Raw genomic sequence first — 17,397 nt, forward strand, 5'->3', positions numbered from 1 at the left:
ACAAATGTAGGGATAAATAATCAATTCTTCAAACCTTCAGCCTTCGCATAGCATTCCCGGCATAAAGGCTCGTATTCGGATTGTTCCCCTAAAAAGACCCGTTTATCATTTCCCACGATACGATGGGATACGTAAGCCAAACGTCCGCATTTCACGCAGATGGCATGCACTTTCGTCACCTCATCGGCGATAGCGCATAGCTCCGGCATAGGACCGAAAGGAACTCCCTTATAGTCCATGTCCAACCCAGCCACGATCACCCGGATACCGTTAGCGGCCAATTGATTGCACACGTTTACCAATCCCTCATCGAAAAACTGGGCCTCGTCTATCCCCACCACATCGATCTCGGAAGTGAACAATAGGATACTGGAGGAAGAATCCACCGGAGTAGAAGGAATCGAATTACTATCGTGCGAGACCACGTTATCCTGCGAATAACGGGTATCGATCGCAGGCTTGAAAATCTCCACCCGCTGCTTGGCGAATTTAGCCCGTTTCAAACGGCGGATAAGCTCCTCCGTCTTACCGGAAAACATGGAACCGCAAATCACCTCGATCCGCCCTTGTCCCGGATACTGGAATATATGTTCTTCTGAAGGCAATGTCATCACTTTCTCCTTTTTTGCCGGCAAAAGTACATAAAAAAGCGGAACCGCGGAAGTTTACTCACCGTATCACCGGTTCTAATTGTCACTGCACAGGCGTTGCAGTGGGCCTGCCTATAGTGATACACGGTGTAAGGCATCCATCGTCCGCCTCGTTATAAATTAAGGTTGGGCCGGTCTATTTTCCAGTTGAGCGACGGTATCTTCCGGTTCAGTAAAAATCCGCCTTATTCCTTCATCCATTGCCTCTATTTTTGCCCGGTAACAAATAACTAGGTATATCTTATGAGAAGAATTTCATACATCCTGCTTCTGGGCATCCTTTTATCGGCATGCCAAAAGAACACAAAGTCCGAAGGCACGAACTTACCTGTCGAGGTGATCTCTCCAATAAAAAAGACAGAGATCGGCAGAAGTCGTGAATACACCTTTTTATCAAGGCCCTACAATGAGACGGTCCTATCTTTCCGCATCAATGGCCCCGTCTTGAATTTCGACTTATGGCCCGGACAAGCGTTCTCCAAAGGCAGCACGATCCTCTCGATCGATAACCGTGACTTCTTGATTCGCAAGCAGCAAACAGAGGCGCTCTATTCGCAAACCAACCAAGAGTATAAACGGATCGAGGCCCTTTACAAAAAGAATAACATCTCCGGAAGTAATTATGAGAAGGCGAAAGCGGATTTCCTTGTTGCCAAATCCAATTACGAGACCGCCGTCAACGCCCTAAGCGATACCCATCTGAGCGCCCCTTACGACGGGTATATCCAAAATATCCATATCGAACCTTTCCAAGACGTGAAAGCGACCGAGCCAATCCTTACCTTCATAGAACTGGACAGGCTCAAGATCGAGACCTATATACCAGAGGAAGTCGCCTTACACTTATATGATAAAGAAAAACAGAAACTATGTCAAGTAGGAATCCATTTCGATACAGATCCCGAACGGACAATCACCCCTTCCGATTTATATGTGTCTAAAAGTACGACAAACAATAACCTCTCTTATCTACTGACCGCCATTATCCCCAACCCCGATATGGAATGGCTGGGCGGAATGAGTGGAATCCTCTCGATCGACCTACCCAAAGAAGAGCGGTCTCAAAATCTATGGCTTCCCTTAACGGCTATCTGTCATCGCCCCCAAAAAGGAGATTATGTATGGGTGGTTAAAGGAGACAAGGTTAACTCCGTTCCCGTCAAACTCGGTGAGCAAAGAAATAACCAGATAGAGATCGTGGAAGGAATCACGGAAAATGACCTTGTCGTATTGACAAGGCAACGTTTCCTTTCCGAAAATAGTACCGTAACCATCCCAAAATAAGTAAGATGCAAAAATTCATCAAATATTTCCTGAAAAACAAAGCGGTTACATGGCTCCTGCTAGTCCTGATCTTGGCAGGGGGGCTGTTCTCTTACGCAAAGATGGGAAAACTGGAAGATGCCCCGTTTACGATCAAGCAAGCCTTGGTACTTACCCCTTATCCCGGCGCCTCCCCCTCGGAAGTTCAGTCCCAAGTGACGGATGTGCTGGAAGAAGCCATTCAATCCTTAGGCGAGTTATACTATCTGAAGACAGAGAACCGGGCTGGACTTTCCAAAATCACGGTCTACGTGAAAAAGGAAATCCGGGCTGATGAGATGCAGCAGTTATGGGATAAACTACGCCGGAAGGTAAACGACGTACAAAGCAAATTACCTTCCGGAGCGGGAACCTCCATCGTCAATGATGATTTTGGCGATGTATTGGGTGTTTTCTACGGATTGACCGGAGAATCTTATACCTACCGGGAACTGGAGGATCAAGCCAAACTGATCAAAGACGATTTACTGAAAGTAAAAGACGTGGCAAAGGTAGAGATCTACGGCATACAAACTCCCGTAATCGATATCCGGATAAACCCCACGATCTTATCCAATCGGGGTATTACGACAGCTGATATCAAACGGGCGTTCGACGGACAGAATAAAGTGGTAGACGCCGGGAGTATTCGCAACGGGGAGACTCGCATACGTATCGAATCCACCGGTAATTTTTACTCCTTGGATGATATCCGTAACCTTACGATCGTATCTCATTCCGGCGAGCATTTCCGGCTAGGCGATATCGCCCGTATCGAAGAGGGTTACCAGACTCCGCCCCAAAACTTCATGCGCATCAATAACAAGCAAGCGGTCGGTATCGCTATCTCTACCATACCGACCGGGAACGTGGTCGATATGGCCAAGGCCGTGAAAAAGCGTATTCAATCATTTTCGGAGACCATGCCCAAGGGTTTTGAGCTCACCTCCATATACGACCAAGGATATGAGTCCGCCGTGGCCAACCAAGGATTTATCTTGAACTTGATCATCTCCGTCGTGACCGTAGTAGCGATCTTATTGTTCTTTATCGGTTTCAAAAACGGCCTTTTGATCGGTAGCGGATTGGTTTTCTCTATCTTCGCCACTTTAATTGTCATGTTCGCCAACGGGATCGCCTTGCAACGAATGTCTCTTGCCGCTATCATCATCGCGATGGGTATGTTGGTAGATAACGCCATCGTAGTATCGGACTCTGCCTTGGTAAATATGCAACGAGGCATGCGCAAACGTATCGCGATCATGAGGGCTTACTCATCCACCGCCCTGCCTCTACTGGCGGCTACGGCTATCGCGATCCTCACGTTCTTGCCCATTTACTATTCACCGCATATCACGGGCGAATTACTTTCATCCTTAGTGATCGTGATCGGAGTATCCTTGATGTTCAGCTGGGTGTTCGCGCTTACGCAAACCCCATTCTTCATCCAAGAGTTTGTACGGCGCCCCAGACCGGACGAGTTAACAGGGGAATTATTCTCCGGAAAATACTATGATTATTTTCGGTCTTCCCTACGCCTTGTCATCAAATACCGATACGCTACAGTAGGTATCTTATCCGTTCTATTGGTTATCTCCGCATGGAGTTTCCAGTTTATCCCGAAAGTGTTCGTGCCCTCGCTCGATAAGCAGTATTTCACTTTAGATATGTGGCTACCGGAAGGTACAGCCATCGAGGAAACCGATCGATACGCTACCGATATGGCCGAATCCATCCAAGAATATTCGCAGACGGAAATGGTTTCCTCTTATATCGGACGGACACCGCCCCGTTATTATCTATCGAACGTTAGCTTCGGTCCCCAACCAAACTATGCCCAATTATTGGTAAAATGTAAGACATCCGGAGAGGCCCGGGAATTGCATGCCTTGCTACAAGACTCTATTCGCTTAAAATATCCGGAACCGCTCATCAAGGTGAACAAGTTTGAGTTAAGCCCGCTTACGGAAGCCTTGATAGAAGCCCGTTTCCTCGGGCTGGACCCGGCGGTATTGGACTCTTTGGCTGGAGTAGCTATCGACATTATGCGAAGGAACCCGAAAGTAGCCGATGCCCGGAATGAATGGGGTAATATGACCTATATGATACGCCCGGTATATGATCCGGTAAAAGCCGGTTCCTTAGGTATCACCAAGGCCAATTTGATGGAATCCGTCAAATCCATCGAGGAAGGTACGGTTATCGGGATTTACCGGGATGAGGAAAAGAAAGTCCCGGTCTTATTGAAATCGGAGACGAGCGGAATCAATGATCCCCATTCATTAGGCGATTTCTCGGTCTGGAATGGAGAGAAATCCGCTCCTTTGTCGCAAGTAACCCAACAAGTAACCTCTACATGGGAATATCCGCAGATCAAGACCTACAACCGGCAATTGTCTATGGCAGCGATGTGTGGCGTGAAAAACGGTTACACCATGTCTGAGGTACATGGTGAGATTCGGGAAGAGATCGAGAAAATGAACCTGCCCCAAGGATATAGCTTCTTCTGGGATTCACAATATAAAGACCAGGCAGAGGGATTACAAGCCCTTGTCAAATTCTTTCCGTTGGCATTCTTGATGTTGGTTGTTATATTGGTCGCTTTATTCTCCAATTTCCGTCAACCGATAATCATCCTTTGCGTGCTCCCTCTCTCCTTAATCGGGGTAGCGATCGGTATGTTACTTACCGGGTTCGATTTCGGCTTTTTCCCGATCGCCGGATGGTTGGGACTCTTGGGTATGATTATCAAAAACGTAATCGTATTATTAGACGAGATTAACACGCAACGTCGTAACGGTATCTCTCCATACGACTCGATCATAGAGGCAACCATCTCAAGGACTCGCCCGGTCTTGATGGCGGCTACCACGACTATTCTAGGAATGGTGCCTTTACTTTTCGACGTAGCGTTCGGTGGAATGGCGGCGACTATTATCTTCGGACTCACCTTCGCCACCTTACTTACGTTATTCGTAACCCCGACGTTATACGCATTGTTTTACCGGATTCATTCACCTCACAAATAAACGATAAAAATGGACAAAGTATATATTATCAGCGGTCTCTTATCCTTCCTATCCTTCCCGTTAATCGCACAAAACAGCGATTATCAAGCGCAATATAGGGAAAAAGTCTTGGAATACAACCAAGACTTGAAAGCAGCGGGATACAACGAGGCCATGAAACAGGAAATGATAAAATCGGCCCGTGCGGATTTCAAACCGAAACTCTCGGCGGGAGGTAATTTCAATTATACCGGTAATCCGCTAGAATTATCGATTGATTTGCCATCTATGAGTTCCCCCCTTTATTTTCAAGGTAAAGATCTGAAATATGGGGCGACTCTCTCCCTATCACAACCTATTTATACCGGAGGCGGCCTTCGTGCTAACTACCAAAAAGCGAAACAAGAAAAAGAGTTGGCATCCAATGAATCCAATCGTATAAAAAGCAATACCCTACACGACGCCGATATCTACTATTGGAATGCGGTAGCCCAACACGAGCTGGTTTTCGTGGCACAGGCATTTCGTACATCTATACAGCAACTGGTAGAGGTCGTACGCCACCGGGTAGAAGTCGAATATATCGATCGAAACGACCTTCTTATGGCGGAGGTAAAACTAAACGACGCGGATTTCCAGTTATTGCAAACTCGTGATAACGCCGAGATCGCACGTTTAGCCCTTAATTCTTTCGCTGGTGTAAACCCGAGCGATACCTTGCCGATCGATCATTCCGTAATCGCCCTCAAACAATTTATCCCTTTATCGGATGAGATAGATAACGCGATAACCAGCAGGCCGGAATACCGGATCGCCCAAAACAAGATCGAGTTACAGGAATCATCCCGGAAAATAGCAGATGCCCGTTTCTTACCCCAATTCCATATTGGAGTAGATGGAAGTTATTCCTCACCGGGCTATAACTTCAAATCCAACCTAGATCCGAACTATGCGATCTACGCCAAGTTCAGTATCCCGCTCTTCGAATGGGGAAAACGTAAAAGTACCCGCAACGCTTCCTCGTACGCCATCAATATGGCTCAACAGAATCTCAGCAAGGCGCAAGATAAGATCCGGCTGGAAATACAAACCGCCCATTACAACTATAAGCAAGCTATCGATAAAGTCAAACTAACCGAGAGCTCATTATCAAAAGCATCCGAAAGTGAACAAATGGCCATGGAGCGTTATAAGGAGGGGAATGTTTCCATCGTCGAGGTTATCAACGCTCAACTATATCATCAGCAAGCTCAGGTTAATTATATACAATCCAAACTAAACGCACAGATGGCGAAGACGGATTTCGAACGGGCAATTTATTATCTTCGCGAAAAAGAATAGGTCATGAAAGAAATATCATACGGGAAATCGGCATGTATCCTTTTGTTTTCGGCATTAGGGGTCTTTTCCTATTTCTTGCTGTTATATCATACGGAGCTACAAGAGCGCATCCCCGATATAAAAATTTCATTGATCGCTTTGTCCATCACGATAGCGGTATTCAACCTGTTCGGTTTCAGTTTACTGGTCAGCAGTAATTGGATGGCTACCAATTACCCATTGTATTATATCGATAAGAGCCGGATGTTATGGCATTATCTGCTGGTAGCGATCCTATTGCTACTTATGAATTGTACCCTGTTTATCTCGTTGAAATGGATCACAAGCATTGGCGATCCTTTCGTGATCCGGGCAAAAGGGGCCGGTTTAGTAATAGCCGTCTGGTTCGTGGAGATGATCATTTTCAGCCTTCTCTTGATTAATTATTCGATGCGTTATACATTGAATTTATATAAGGAGAAACAAAGATTGGAAGCAGAATCTATACAAGCTAAATATACCGCTCTCCAAAGCCAGCTAAATCCTCATTTCCTGTTTAATAGCTTGAATACATTGATAGCGGAGATAGAGTATGATCCATCTACGGCGGTCAAGTTTACGCAGCATCTATCCGAGGTATACCGTTACGTGCTCCGCCAGCAACAGTGCCAGATCGTCTCTTTAAAAGAGGAGCTTGATTTTCTGGATTCTTATATATTCCTCCATCAAGTCCGGCTGGGAGATTGTTTGTCGTTGGAACGCGATCTTCCCAACAACGTCATTGACCATCAATTGCCCCCACTGACACTGCAACTGCTAGCCGAGAATGTCGTGAAACATAATTATATCGACGATTTTAACCCGATGACCATACGAGTATATACTGAAAAGAACGGTCGATATCTATGCGTCAGCAATACATTACGACCTAAAAAAGTCTCAAACGCATCCGGTAAAGGATTAAAGAATTTGTCGGAGCGTTATCAATTACTATGTAAGCAGGATATCCAAATCCGTAAAAATGATCACCAATTCACCGTATCAATCCCACTTATTTATGAATAATATTCAAGTAGCCATTATCGAAGATGAGAAACCGGCCGCCCGGTTACTGGAAGGTATGATAAAGAAATTACGCCCGCAATGGGATATCATCAAGATACCCGGAAGCATCGAATCATCCGTGGCTTGGTTCGCTTCCCATCCGCATCCGGATATCGTTTTTCTGGATATCCAGTTGTCGGATGGAAATTCTTTTTTATTTATAGAACAGGCTTGTCCTACAAGTCTCATTATCTTTACGACCGCTTACGATGAATATGCAGTCCGGGCCTTTACGGTAAACAGTATTGATTATCTACTCAAACCGATACGACAAGAGAGATTGGAGGAAGCCATCCAAAAATTCGAGCATGTCACGTCTAAGTACAACCAGAAGCTCTTAGAGCAAAATGATTTATTGGAAGTACTCCATTCCCTCACGTATCCCGGCAAGAAATACAGGACCCGTTTCCTTATTTCCGGCAACGAGAAACTGATCACTTTACAGGTGGAGGATATCGCCTACTTTTATTCATTAAACAAGATCACCTTCGCTGTCACACGCCAAAACAAGGAGTACATAATCGATTTCCCGCTGGATAAACTCATGGAACAATTAGATCCCGATAAATTTTTCCGGACGAACCGGCAGACGATCATAAATATCGAATCCATCGTGAAAATAGAGCCCTATTTTCAGAATAAGGTCATTGTCCACATAAAGCCGGAACATAAAGAGAAAATATTGGTCAGCAAAGAAAAATGGGCCTCTTTCAAGCTATGGTTGAATTATTAGACCTTTCGCCCATTGCTATAATACCGTTCTTTTCTATCGTCCCGATCCTTCTTATTCTTTTTAGGTTTGGGCTTATCCGGTTTCGCTGGTTTCCGATAGTCATGACGATGATTGTCACGATCCCAATGTCTATCTGAGTCATGCCGGTCGTCTCTCCAATGATTGTCATGGTGAATGGTACCCCAGCGGTAATTCCAATAGTTATCCTCATAGCGACGGCAGTCATGGGACGGGCGGCGATCCGGATATCTCGGATTCGCATACCATCCCCGATAATCATGGATACGTTGCGGATGCTCCCTTACAAAACGGACATATAGATTGAACTGGGCCGGAGTCAATATACGTTGGATCTTACGATCCCTTTCCATACGCAAATCGTAAATACGGCGGGCCGCACGGTCCCAATACCGATAGTCACGGCGGGCCTCCTTCTCTATTTTCTGTCCGTACTTATGGATGATCTTATGGTATTCCGCTGCTTGGCGAGCGGGCAAATGCATCGCTTGCTCCATCCAAAGACAATTTTGACAATGCGGTTCATTCCACCCAAAACTGATCCAAAACTGGCTGTAAGCGGGTAAACTGCACAATATAGCCAACACACATAGTAAGCTGAATCGTTTCATGTCTTTTCAATTTTAAGTTAATAATAAAGCGAATCGTTTGTTCTTTTATCTAAGACTGCCCTACTTCAGAAAGGTTTAATCCTTGATACCCAACAAATCTTTCGCATTGGCAAGAGAAGCCTCTGTCAACGAAGCCCCACTCAACATACGGGCCACCTCGTTCACACGTTCCTCCCCCTCTAATTGCTTGATACGGGTCAGCGTACGGTCTTTGGTATCCTTCTTATAAACAAAATAATGAGCTTGCCCCTTCGCCGCTATCTGAGGTAAGTGGGTGATAGCGAAAACTTGCATCTTTGTTCCAAGTTCTTGCATGATATCCCCCATTTTATCGGCGATATCACCCGATACCCCCGTATCTACCTCATCAAAGATAATAGTAGGTAAAGCGGTGAACCCGGCAATCATAGCCTTAATGCAGAGCATCAACCGGGAGATCTCACCTCCGGAAGCGGTTTGGGCTACCGGCTGCAATTCCGCGCTCTTATTGGCGGAGAACATAAATCGGATATCGTCCATTCCATCGCTCTCCGGCTCTTTGCGAGGAAGGATGTCCACACGGAAACGGGTATTCGGCATCCCCAACGGAATAATCATCTTGACCAATTGCGAGGCCATCGCCGTGGAAGCGACTTTACGCTGCTCGCTAAGCACGGAGGCCTGTTGAAGCAACTCTTTATACGAGGCATCCAATTGACTTTCTAACAAACCGATTTGCTCATCGAAAGAATCGATCGCACGCAATTGCTCTTGGTATTGATCCCGTATAGCGATCAATTCATTCACGGTGGAGACACGGTGTTTTTGCTGGAGCGTATAAAGAGTATTCAAGCGTTCATTCACCCATTCCAATCGTTCCGGGTTGAACTCTACATCTTCCTTTAAAACGTCTGTCTCGGAAGCCAGATCATTCAAGTCGATATAAGCCGAGCGGATTCGCTCGGAGATCTCCTTGGCTTTCGGGAAATATCTTTCTAAGGAATCCACGGTGGAAAGGGCTTCCTTGAGTATTTGGATGGCTCCTAGCTCCTCGCCGTCCAAGAGTTCGGTTACCTTATATAAAGAGCTTTTGATCTCCTCCGCATGCGAGAGAGTTTCTTGCTCTTGCTCCAACCCATCCTGCTCATCCGGTTGAAGGTTGGCTTCGTCCAGTTGTTCCAATTGAAAACGGATATAGTCTTCCTCCTGCTTGCTTTGAGCCGCTTTGTCCCTCAAATCTTTCAGTTCCCTTCGCAACGCCTGATAACGGGTAAATTCCTTCTTATAAAGAATGAGCAAGATCTCATTTTCGGCCATTACATCGATCACTTTCAGCTGGAAACGGTTATCGCCCAACAATAGGTTCTGATGCTGCGAATGGATATCGATCAAGCGGCTTCCCAACTCTTTTAAGATCGTAAGGGAAACCGGAGAATCATTGACGAAGGCACGGGATTTGCCGGAGGCATAAAGCTCCCGGCGCAAAATACAGCTATCCGCATCGTACTCAAGGTCATTACTTAAGAAGAAAGGCTCCAACTGATATTTTGAGACATCAAATACGGCCTCGATCACACATTTATCCGAACCTTTCTTTATACTCTTGCCATCCGCACGTTGTCCCAGCACCAATGACAAGGCTCCTAATATAATAGATTTTCCCGCTCCGGTCTCACCCGTTATCACCGAGAAGCCTTTATCAAAGCGGATATCCAAATTGTCTATCAAGACAAAGTTCTGTATAAATAAGGATTTCAACATAACTATTTTACCTTACTGGTTTTTGAAGCTCTTCCAAGCGAGTGGATTGTGCCGGATAGATCTCGAACAGCATCTTATAGCCCTCTTGCCGCTCTTGTGTGGTCGCTTTCGAATAAATCGCGATAATCTCATCTAATTTAGCGTCGGCGAACATTTGTAGAAGCACAGAAGTAGGCCGGGCTTTCTTTACTTCCTGCAAGGCGGGAAGCGCACCGATGATCGTCGTACGTCCGCGATCCGGATTTGCCGCCATTTCATCGAGTCCTTTCCGGTGATACGTGTACCACATTTCCCGGAAAGCGTCGGATGCGTTATCTTGCAAAGCCGTCGCTACGGCATGGCGGTTCTGGTTGCTATCAAAAGCTTTCCAGCCCGTCCACGACATCTCGGACTGGGCCATGTTCACGATTTGCTGGGCCTGCTGTATATAGGTAGTTCCACCTTTCGGGGCGAAACTATCGAAATCAAGCCCCAAGATCACATAGACGTAAAACACGATAGTGGCCGTAAGATTGCTGGTCAGCGTATTTGAGTTATAGTCCAATGGCTCTCCCTCCGTATATTCAAAATCCAACTGTTGGTCCCTGAAATTCAGAAGAGTAGTTGTATAACTGGAATTATAGACCGGACGGCGGGCTTGTATCTGGATCTCGCTCTTGAAGTTCGTCTCATCCAATTCATTCACGATAATCGTCATCGTACAATCGATCTTCTCATTGACAGCAAACGTGGCATCCGTCCATTTCCGGTTATTCACGAACTCAGTCAAGGAGTTCTGCAAGGTCGTGAAGATTTGCTTGTTAGCGGTCGCGATCTTGTCTCCGTTTACCGTGATACGGGCGTTCAACTCTTGCGCCTTCCCACAAAAAGGAGCGGCGCAAAGCATGAATAGATAAAACAGTCTTCTTACTTTTCTCATTTCAATAATGTTACCAACTTATTTACGATATCAGAGGCTACCTCCCGCTTCGTTTTGAGCGGATAGCTCGTTACTCCTCCGGCATTGTCGATAATCGTGATCTTATTGGTATCGCAACGGAAACCGGCACCTTGGTCTCGTAAAGAATTCAAGACGATGAAATCGAGATTCTTCCGCTTCAGTTTACCTTCGGCATGAGTGGCCTCGTCGTTCGTCTCCAGGGCGAACCCCACCATGACCTGTCCTTCCCGCTTGATCGCACCCAAAGAGGCGGCGATATCCGGGTTCGGAACCAAATGAAGCGTCATCTCTCCCTCTGTTTCCCGTTTGATCTTCTGCTCGGAAGCATTCTCCGGACGGTAATCGGCGACAGCGGCACATAATATGGCAGCATCGCTACTCGGGAATGCGGTTATCGCCGCTTGGTACATTTCCCCGGCAGACTCAACATCGATTCGTTTAATAGCCGGATGATGTGTTTTTAAAGAGACTGGACCAGCGACCAAAGTCACCTCCGCCCCTCTCTCCGCACAAGCTTCCGCTAAAGCGAACCCCATCTTACCGGAAGAGTAATTACCTATAAAACGTACGGGATCTATCTTTTCATATGTCGGACCTGCTGTTATTAAGATCTTTTTTTTTTCAAGATCTTTTTGAGCGAAAAAGAAGTCTTCCAAAACCTCGATAATCTTATCGGGTTCTTCCATCCGGCCTTTACCAACCAAATGGCTCGCCAATTCCCCCTCGGCAGGTTCGATAATCCGGTTACCGAATGAACGCAAGCGCTCCAGATTCTGTTGGGTACTCGGATGAGCGAACATATCCAAATCCATGGCCGGAGCCACGAATACAGGGGATTTGCAAGAAAGATAAGTAGTTATCAGCATATTATCGGCGATTCCGTTCGCCATCTTACCGATCGTGGAAGCGGTAGCCGGAGCAATCAACATGGCATCCGCCCAAAGCCCCAGATCCACATGGCTATTCCATGTACCATCCCTATTGGAAAAAAACTCGCTGATTACAGGGTGGCTACTCAACGTCGATAACGTAAGCGGAGTGATAAACTCTTTTCCCGCCGGCGTGATAACCACTTGTACCTCGGCTCCTTTTTTCACCAATCCCCGGATGATATAAGCGGCTTTGTATGCGGCTATACTCCCCGTAATTCCTAATATAATATGTTTATCTTTCAATGTCATATATCGAATCAATTTATCTTTGCCAGTAGAGACGTAGCACGTTGCGTCTCTACAACCTCAACAAAAGAATCTCTTTGGCTACTTTTGAGTTTATATTGCCATATTCGCCAAGTTTCCATCCCATTCGATCGATAGGTTCCACCAAAGCATCCAAGTCGGACTCCTTGATCCCATAGTCGGAAAAACGGGTCTTTAATCCCATGAAATGGAAAAAATCTTCCGTAGCCTCTATTGACTTTTGCGCCTTTTCATCGGCAGATCCTTCGGTAATACCAAATACGACCTCTCCCATCCGGATCAGTTTCGCCGCTTTCTCCTTACGCATATAGGTCATGACACCCGGCAAGATAACCGCCAAAGTCTGGGCATGATCCAAGCCGAACTGCGCCGTCAATGCATATCCCATACGGTGTGAGGACCAGTCTTGGGGTACTCCTTGGCCAATCCAACAGTTCAAGGCATTCGTAGCCGCCCACATCAAATTAGCACGAATATCATAATCATTCGGGTTTTGCAAGACCTTGCGGCCTTCTTCCACGATTGTCTTCATCAATCCTTCGGCAAAATAATCTTGAACCTTAGCGTTCACCGGATAAGTCAGGTATTGCTCGACCACATGGATAAACGAGTCAACGACACCGTTAGCCACCTGTCGCTCTGGTAAAGAATAAGTTACCTGCGGATCTAAGATAGCGAACTTAGGGAACACCAACGGAGACATGAAATTCAATTTCTCATGGACAGATTCCCGGGAAATTACCGCCCGTTCATTCATTTCCGAACCGGTAGCGGCCAAAGTCAGCACTACTCCTAAAGGAAGCGCTTTCTTTATCACGCCACCTTTCGACAAGATATCCCAAGGATCTCCCTCGAAAAACGTAGCCGAAGCGATAAATTTCGTAGCGTCGATCACTGATCCGCCGCCTACCGCCAGCAAGAAATCGATATTCTCCCCCTTCACCAACTCAACAGCCTTCATACAAGTCTCATAACGGGGATTCGCCTCAATACCACCAAACTCATAGGTATGGAAGTCTTTCAAAGCTGCCGTCACCTGCTCATAAATGCCATTTTTCTTAATGCTACCGCCACCGTATACCACCAGAACCTTACTTCCTTCTGGAATTAACGCAGACAAACGGGCAATACTTCCTTTGCCGAACACAACCTTTACAGGATTGCAAAACTCAAAATTATTCATCGCCTTATTTTGAATTAAAGTCTCTCAAACGGATCTCTGTCAACATTTTCTTCGTATTCAACGGGAAATCGCCATTCATGATCCAAGAATAATAACCCGGATCCGACTTCAAGATCTCCGTTACCAAACGGCCTTTATACTTACCGAAGTTAATAACCTCCTCGCCTTTATCGTTGTAAACCATACGTCCGGCGAAATCCACATTATTCGAGTAGCAGGAATATTGGGAAAGGAAAGCAACGTCATTCTTCAAATCCGGATAGCGATCCAGCTGCGCTTTCAACACCTCATATGTAGCCAACGTATCAGCCTCAGCCGTATGAGCGTTCTCCAAGCTTTTATTGCAATAGAATTTATAAGCGGCAGATAACGTACGTTGCTCCATCTTATGGAAAATCGTCTGTACATCGATAAATTTGCGCCGGTTCAAATCGATATCCACACCCGCACGCAGAAACTCCTCGACAAGCATGGGTATATCAAAACGGTTGGAATTATATCCGGCCAAATCACAACCCTCGATCTGGGTTGCCAAAGATTTAGCGATCTCCTTAAAGGTCGGACAATCTTTTACATCTTCATCGGTTATGCCATGAATAGCGGTAGATTCGGGGGGAATAGGCATACCGGGATTTATCCGGCGTGTCTTCGTTTCTTCTTTCCCATTTGGGAAGACCTTCACGTAGGAAATCTCTACGATACGGTCCTTTACGATATTTATACCCGTGGTCTCTAAATCAAAAAAGACCAGCGGGTTCCTTAAGTTTAACTGCATTATTTATTTATTAGTCATTCAACATCATCGGCATCAGCAACATGAGCAAGTCCTCGTCCTCATCATTCTCAGAAGGAACGATCAAGCCGGCACGTGAAGGGTCCGCTAATTCTAATACAACCTCTTCCGAGCTGATATTTCCAAGGATCTCAATCAGATATGTAGCCTTAAAACCGATGCTTAACTCCGTCCCGTCAAACTGACAAACAATACGCTCTTCCGCAGAAGTGGAGAAATCGATATCTTGGGCGGAAACCGTAATCAAGCTATCCTTCAAGTGCAACTTCACCAAGCTGCTCGCCGGATTAGAAAAGACAGAAACACGCTTTAAAGCATTCAAGAAAGAGATACGATCGATCGTTACCTTAAACGGGTTTTCTTGAGGAATCACACTATTATAGTTCGGGTAACGCCCCTCGATCAAACGACAAACCATCTCGAAGTTCGTGCAAGTAATATACGCATTGTTATCATCAAACTTAATCAATACTTGCTCCGACTCCTTCGCCAACAAATTCTTCAATAAATTAGCCGGCTTCTTCGGCAAAATGAAAGAAGCCCGTTCCGGGGATTTCACCGCCAAGTTACGCAAGCGAACCAATTTATGTCCGTCTGATGCCACGAACGTCAAATCATCCGTATGGATATCGAAATAGACACCATTCATTACAGGGCGAAGCTCATCATCGGCCGTGGCGAACAAGGAACGACTGATGCCGTTTAACAGCATCTGGGCATCCATCGAGATAGAGATAGCGTTATCATTCAACGGCTTCTGCTGCGGATATGTGTCCCCTTTCTGACCGATAAAATTATACTTACCATTCTGGAAATGAATGAAAATCTCCAAATTCTCATCATTGATATCAAAAGTAAGCGGTTGTTCGGGAAGCTCTTTCAGCGGATCGAGCAGTATCTTGGCGGAAACCGCAAAGAGTCCGGCACCTTGGGCATTCATGACGTCTACGGAAGTCACCAACCGGGTCTCGGCATCGGAAGCTGTCACCGTAAGCGTATTTCCTTCTAGGTTAAAAAGGAAGCTGTCCAGAATCGGTAAAGAGTTCTTGGAAGCGATAACCTTGCTTATAGACTGTAAACGTGATAATAGCGCAGTGCTGGATACATCGAATCTCATAGCTTTAATATTTTATCTTGTTATATTATTATTTCACACAAACTACCATTTGGATGGGAAGAGACACGGCATGCCCCATCTCTACAAATTAACCCAACAAAATTAAGAAAATATTTTATTTGTAACCAACTATACTTTCAAAAGTTTAGGGTACAAAAAAAGCTTCCCTCCGCTTTATCGGAGAGAAGCCTCTTATATTCTTTATTATTCGCTACTTAATTATTTAGCGAAATAATCTTTTACTGCTTCGTTAGGGATCATTTCTTCTTGGAAGATGTATGCACCTGTTTTCGGAGACTTAACCATTTTAATCACTTTGGAATAAGTACGACCGTCACCTTTCTTAAATGTTGCAACTGCTTTTTTTGCCATCGTTTAAAATCTCCTATTACTTAATTTCTTTGTGTAACGTCATCTTCTTCAAAACCGGATTGTATTTCATCAATTCCAATCTCTGAGTAGTATTCTTTCTATTCTTCGTAGTGATATAGCGAGACATACCCGGCATTCCACTTTCCTTGTGCTCTGTACACTCAAGGATTACCTGTACTCTATTTCCTTTTGCTTTTTTTGCCATTTTCTATATCCTCCACAAATTATGCGTTCAAATAACCTTTTTCAGCCGCCATCTTGATAGCCGCATCCAAACCTAACTTATTGATTGTACGTAAGCCAGCCGCAGATATATTCAAGCTAACCCAGCAATCCTGCTCTACCCAGTAGAACTTCTTCGTAAACAGGTTGACATTGAACTTACGCTTCGTTCTTCTCTTTGAGTGAGAAACGTTGTTTCCAACCATTGCTCTCTTTCCAGTAATTTGACAAATTTTAGACATTTCTAATCTGTTCTTTTAAATTATACGAAATTTAAGTCAACTCCTGCTATGTGTCTTCCCTTTCTGAACTAGCATCATGAACAAAAACGAAGATTCTAATAGAGTCTTATCTTTACAGGGTGCAAAGGTAAGAATTATTTTGATTTATCCGCAAGAATTCTCAAATATTTTTTCCTCAACAAATCATGTCTTAAATTAGTTATAGGTATATAACAACATAACATGATATTCATTATGGCAAGAAGTTTTAAAGAAGCGATCCAGCATCGCCGGACACATTATGGAATAGGTAACAACTCTCCCATTTCCGACAACGAGATTCATGAGATTATTAAGACAGCGGTCACTCACGTTCCCTCCGCATTCAATTCGCAGTCTACGAGAATCGTACTGCTACTGGGTGAAAGCCACAAGAAGCTTTGGGAAATCGTAAAAGACACGCTTCGTAAAATCGTCCCCGCCGAAGCCTATAAGGCTACCGAGGCAAAGATAGATAATTCTTTCGAGGCTGGCTATGGCACGGTCCTCTTTTTCGAGGATACAGCGGTAGTAGAAGGCTTACAGAAGCAATTTCCTTCTTATAAAGAGAATTTCCCGGTATGGTCCCAACAGACATCGGCTATGCATCAATTCGCGGTATGGACTATGCTGGAAGACGCCGGCTTCGGCGCTTCTTTGCAACATTACAACCCGTTGATCGACGAGGCGGTCGCTAAACAATGGCATATCAATCCGAACTGGAAACTGATCGCCGAGATGCCGTTCGGAACCTCTACCCAGGAACCGGGAGAAAAACAATTCGCTCCATTAGAGGAACGAATTTTAGTATTCAAATAATTATAA

17 protein-coding genes are annotated in these 17,397 nt (G+C 45.2%); 6 read left to right on the top strand and 11 right to left on the bottom strand.

What is annotated here, in order from left to right; genetic code table 11:
• Window positions 1–20: 20 nt before the first annotated feature.
• Complete coding sequence (locus DWY79_RS12110) at window positions 21–611, bottom strand: thymidine kinase (RefSeq protein WP_005857603.1); 591 nt, start codon at window positions 609–611, stop codon at window positions 21–23.
• A 282-nt stretch (window positions 612–893) separates the two neighbouring features.
• Here DWY79_RS12110 and DWY79_RS12115 point away from each other — a divergent pair, with 282 nt between their 5' ends.
• The 5 genes from DWY79_RS12115 to DWY79_RS12135 are packed head-to-tail and all read left to right on the top strand — an operon-like array spanning window position 894 to window position 8,117.
• Window positions 894–1,934: an efflux RND transporter periplasmic adaptor subunit gene (locus tag DWY79_RS12115; protein ID WP_122369399.1), complete on the top strand. Its 1,041-nt coding sequence runs from the start codon at window positions 894–896 to the stop codon at window positions 1,932–1,934.
• A 5-nt stretch (window positions 1,935–1,939) separates the two neighbouring features.
• The gene (locus DWY79_RS12120) at window positions 1,940–4,981 is read left to right on the top strand and encodes an efflux RND transporter permease subunit (protein ID WP_122369400.1); all 3,042 of its coding nucleotides are present in this window, start codon (window positions 1,940–1,942) and stop codon (window positions 4,979–4,981) included.
• 9 nt (window positions 4,982–4,990) lie between these two features.
• A complete protein-coding gene (locus DWY79_RS12125) occupies window positions 4,991–6,301 on the top strand; it encodes a TolC family protein (RefSeq protein ID WP_122369401.1) in 1,311 nt (436 codons plus the stop codon).
• Window positions 6,302–6,304: 3 nt separating this feature from the next.
• Window positions 6,305–7,345 carry a sensor histidine kinase gene (locus tag DWY79_RS12130; RefSeq protein WP_122369402.1) on the top strand — a complete coding sequence of 347 codons (1,041 nt, stop codon included), beginning with the start codon at window positions 6,305–6,307 and terminating at the stop codon, window positions 7,343–7,345.
• Window positions 7,338–8,117, top strand: a complete 780-nt coding sequence (locus DWY79_RS12135) for a LytTR family DNA-binding domain-containing protein (protein WP_008778407.1) — start codon at window positions 7,338–7,340, stop codon at window positions 8,115–8,117. The genes DWY79_RS12130 and DWY79_RS12135 overlap by 8 nt, the downstream gene beginning before the upstream one ends.
• On the opposite strand, the gene DWY79_RS12140 is transcribed toward DWY79_RS12135, so the two are convergent.
• From DWY79_RS12140 to rpmB, 10 genes are all read right to left on the bottom strand, one after another.
• Window positions 8,114–8,632, bottom strand: a complete 519-nt coding sequence (locus DWY79_RS12140; protein ID WP_232285140.1) for a hypothetical protein — start codon at window positions 8,630–8,632, stop codon at window positions 8,114–8,116. The two genes, DWY79_RS12135 and DWY79_RS12140, sit on opposite strands and share 4 nt — an antisense overlap.
• Before the next feature lie 189 nt (window positions 8,633–8,821).
• A complete protein-coding gene (recN, locus tag DWY79_RS12145) occupies window positions 8,822–10,486 on the bottom strand; it encodes a DNA repair protein RecN (RefSeq protein WP_122369403.1) in 1,665 nt (554 codons plus the stop codon).
• A 7-nt stretch (window positions 10,487–10,493) separates the two neighbouring features.
• Window positions 10,494–11,405, bottom strand: coding sequence for a DUF4835 family protein (locus tag DWY79_RS12150; protein WP_008772391.1), 912 nt, complete (start codon window positions 11,403–11,405; stop codon window positions 10,494–10,496).
• Entirely contained in the window at window positions 11,402–12,607 is a 1,206-nt protein-coding gene (gene coaBC, locus DWY79_RS12155) for a bifunctional phosphopantothenoylcysteine decarboxylase/phosphopantothenate--cysteine ligase CoaBC (RefSeq protein WP_121960846.1), read from the bottom strand. Before coaBC ends, DWY79_RS12150 begins: the two co-directional genes overlap by 4 nt.
• A gap of 49 nt (window positions 12,608–12,656) precedes the next feature.
• A complete protein-coding gene (locus DWY79_RS12160; protein WP_122369404.1) occupies window positions 12,657–13,808 on the bottom strand; it encodes an iron-containing alcohol dehydrogenase in 1,152 nt (383 codons plus the stop codon).
• Between the two features lie 4 nt (window positions 13,809–13,812).
• Window positions 13,813–14,583: a 3'-5' exonuclease gene (locus DWY79_RS12165; protein ID WP_122369405.1), complete on the bottom strand. Its 771-nt coding sequence runs from the start codon at window positions 14,581–14,583 to the stop codon at window positions 13,813–13,815.
• A 10-nt stretch (window positions 14,584–14,593) separates the two neighbouring features.
• The gene (dnaN, locus tag DWY79_RS12170) at window positions 14,594–15,718 is read right to left on the bottom strand and encodes a DNA polymerase III subunit beta (protein WP_005857626.1); all 1,125 of its coding nucleotides are present in this window, start codon (window positions 15,716–15,718) and stop codon (window positions 14,594–14,596) included.
• Between the two features lie 219 nt (window positions 15,719–15,937).
• Complete coding sequence (locus tag DWY79_RS12175) at window positions 15,938–16,090, bottom strand: DUF4295 domain-containing protein (RefSeq protein ID WP_005638125.1); 153 nt, start codon at window positions 16,088–16,090, stop codon at window positions 15,938–15,940.
• A gap of 16 nt (window positions 16,091–16,106) precedes the next feature.
• Window positions 16,107–16,295, bottom strand: coding sequence for a 50S ribosomal protein L33 (rpmG, locus tag DWY79_RS12180; RefSeq protein ID WP_005857628.1), 189 nt, complete (start codon window positions 16,293–16,295; stop codon window positions 16,107–16,109).
• Between the two features lie 19 nt (window positions 16,296–16,314).
• On the bottom strand, window positions 16,315–16,554 hold the full coding sequence (gene rpmB, locus DWY79_RS12185; protein ID WP_005857630.1) for a 50S ribosomal protein L28: 240 nt from the start codon (window positions 16,552–16,554) through the stop codon (window positions 16,315–16,317).
• A gap of 234 nt (window positions 16,555–16,788) precedes the next feature.
• On the opposite strand from rpmB, the gene DWY79_RS12190 reads away from it, so the two are divergent.
• Complete coding sequence (locus DWY79_RS12190) at window positions 16,789–17,391, top strand: nitroreductase family protein (RefSeq protein ID WP_036615787.1); 603 nt, start codon at window positions 16,789–16,791, stop codon at window positions 17,389–17,391.
• The last annotated feature ends 6 nt before the right edge of the window (window positions 17,392–17,397 follow it).

It is taken from the genome of Parabacteroides sp. AF27-14 (assembly GCF_003635425.1).
Classification (GTDB): domain Bacteria; phylum Bacteroidota; class Bacteroidia; order Bacteroidales; family Tannerellaceae; genus Parabacteroides; species Parabacteroides distasonis.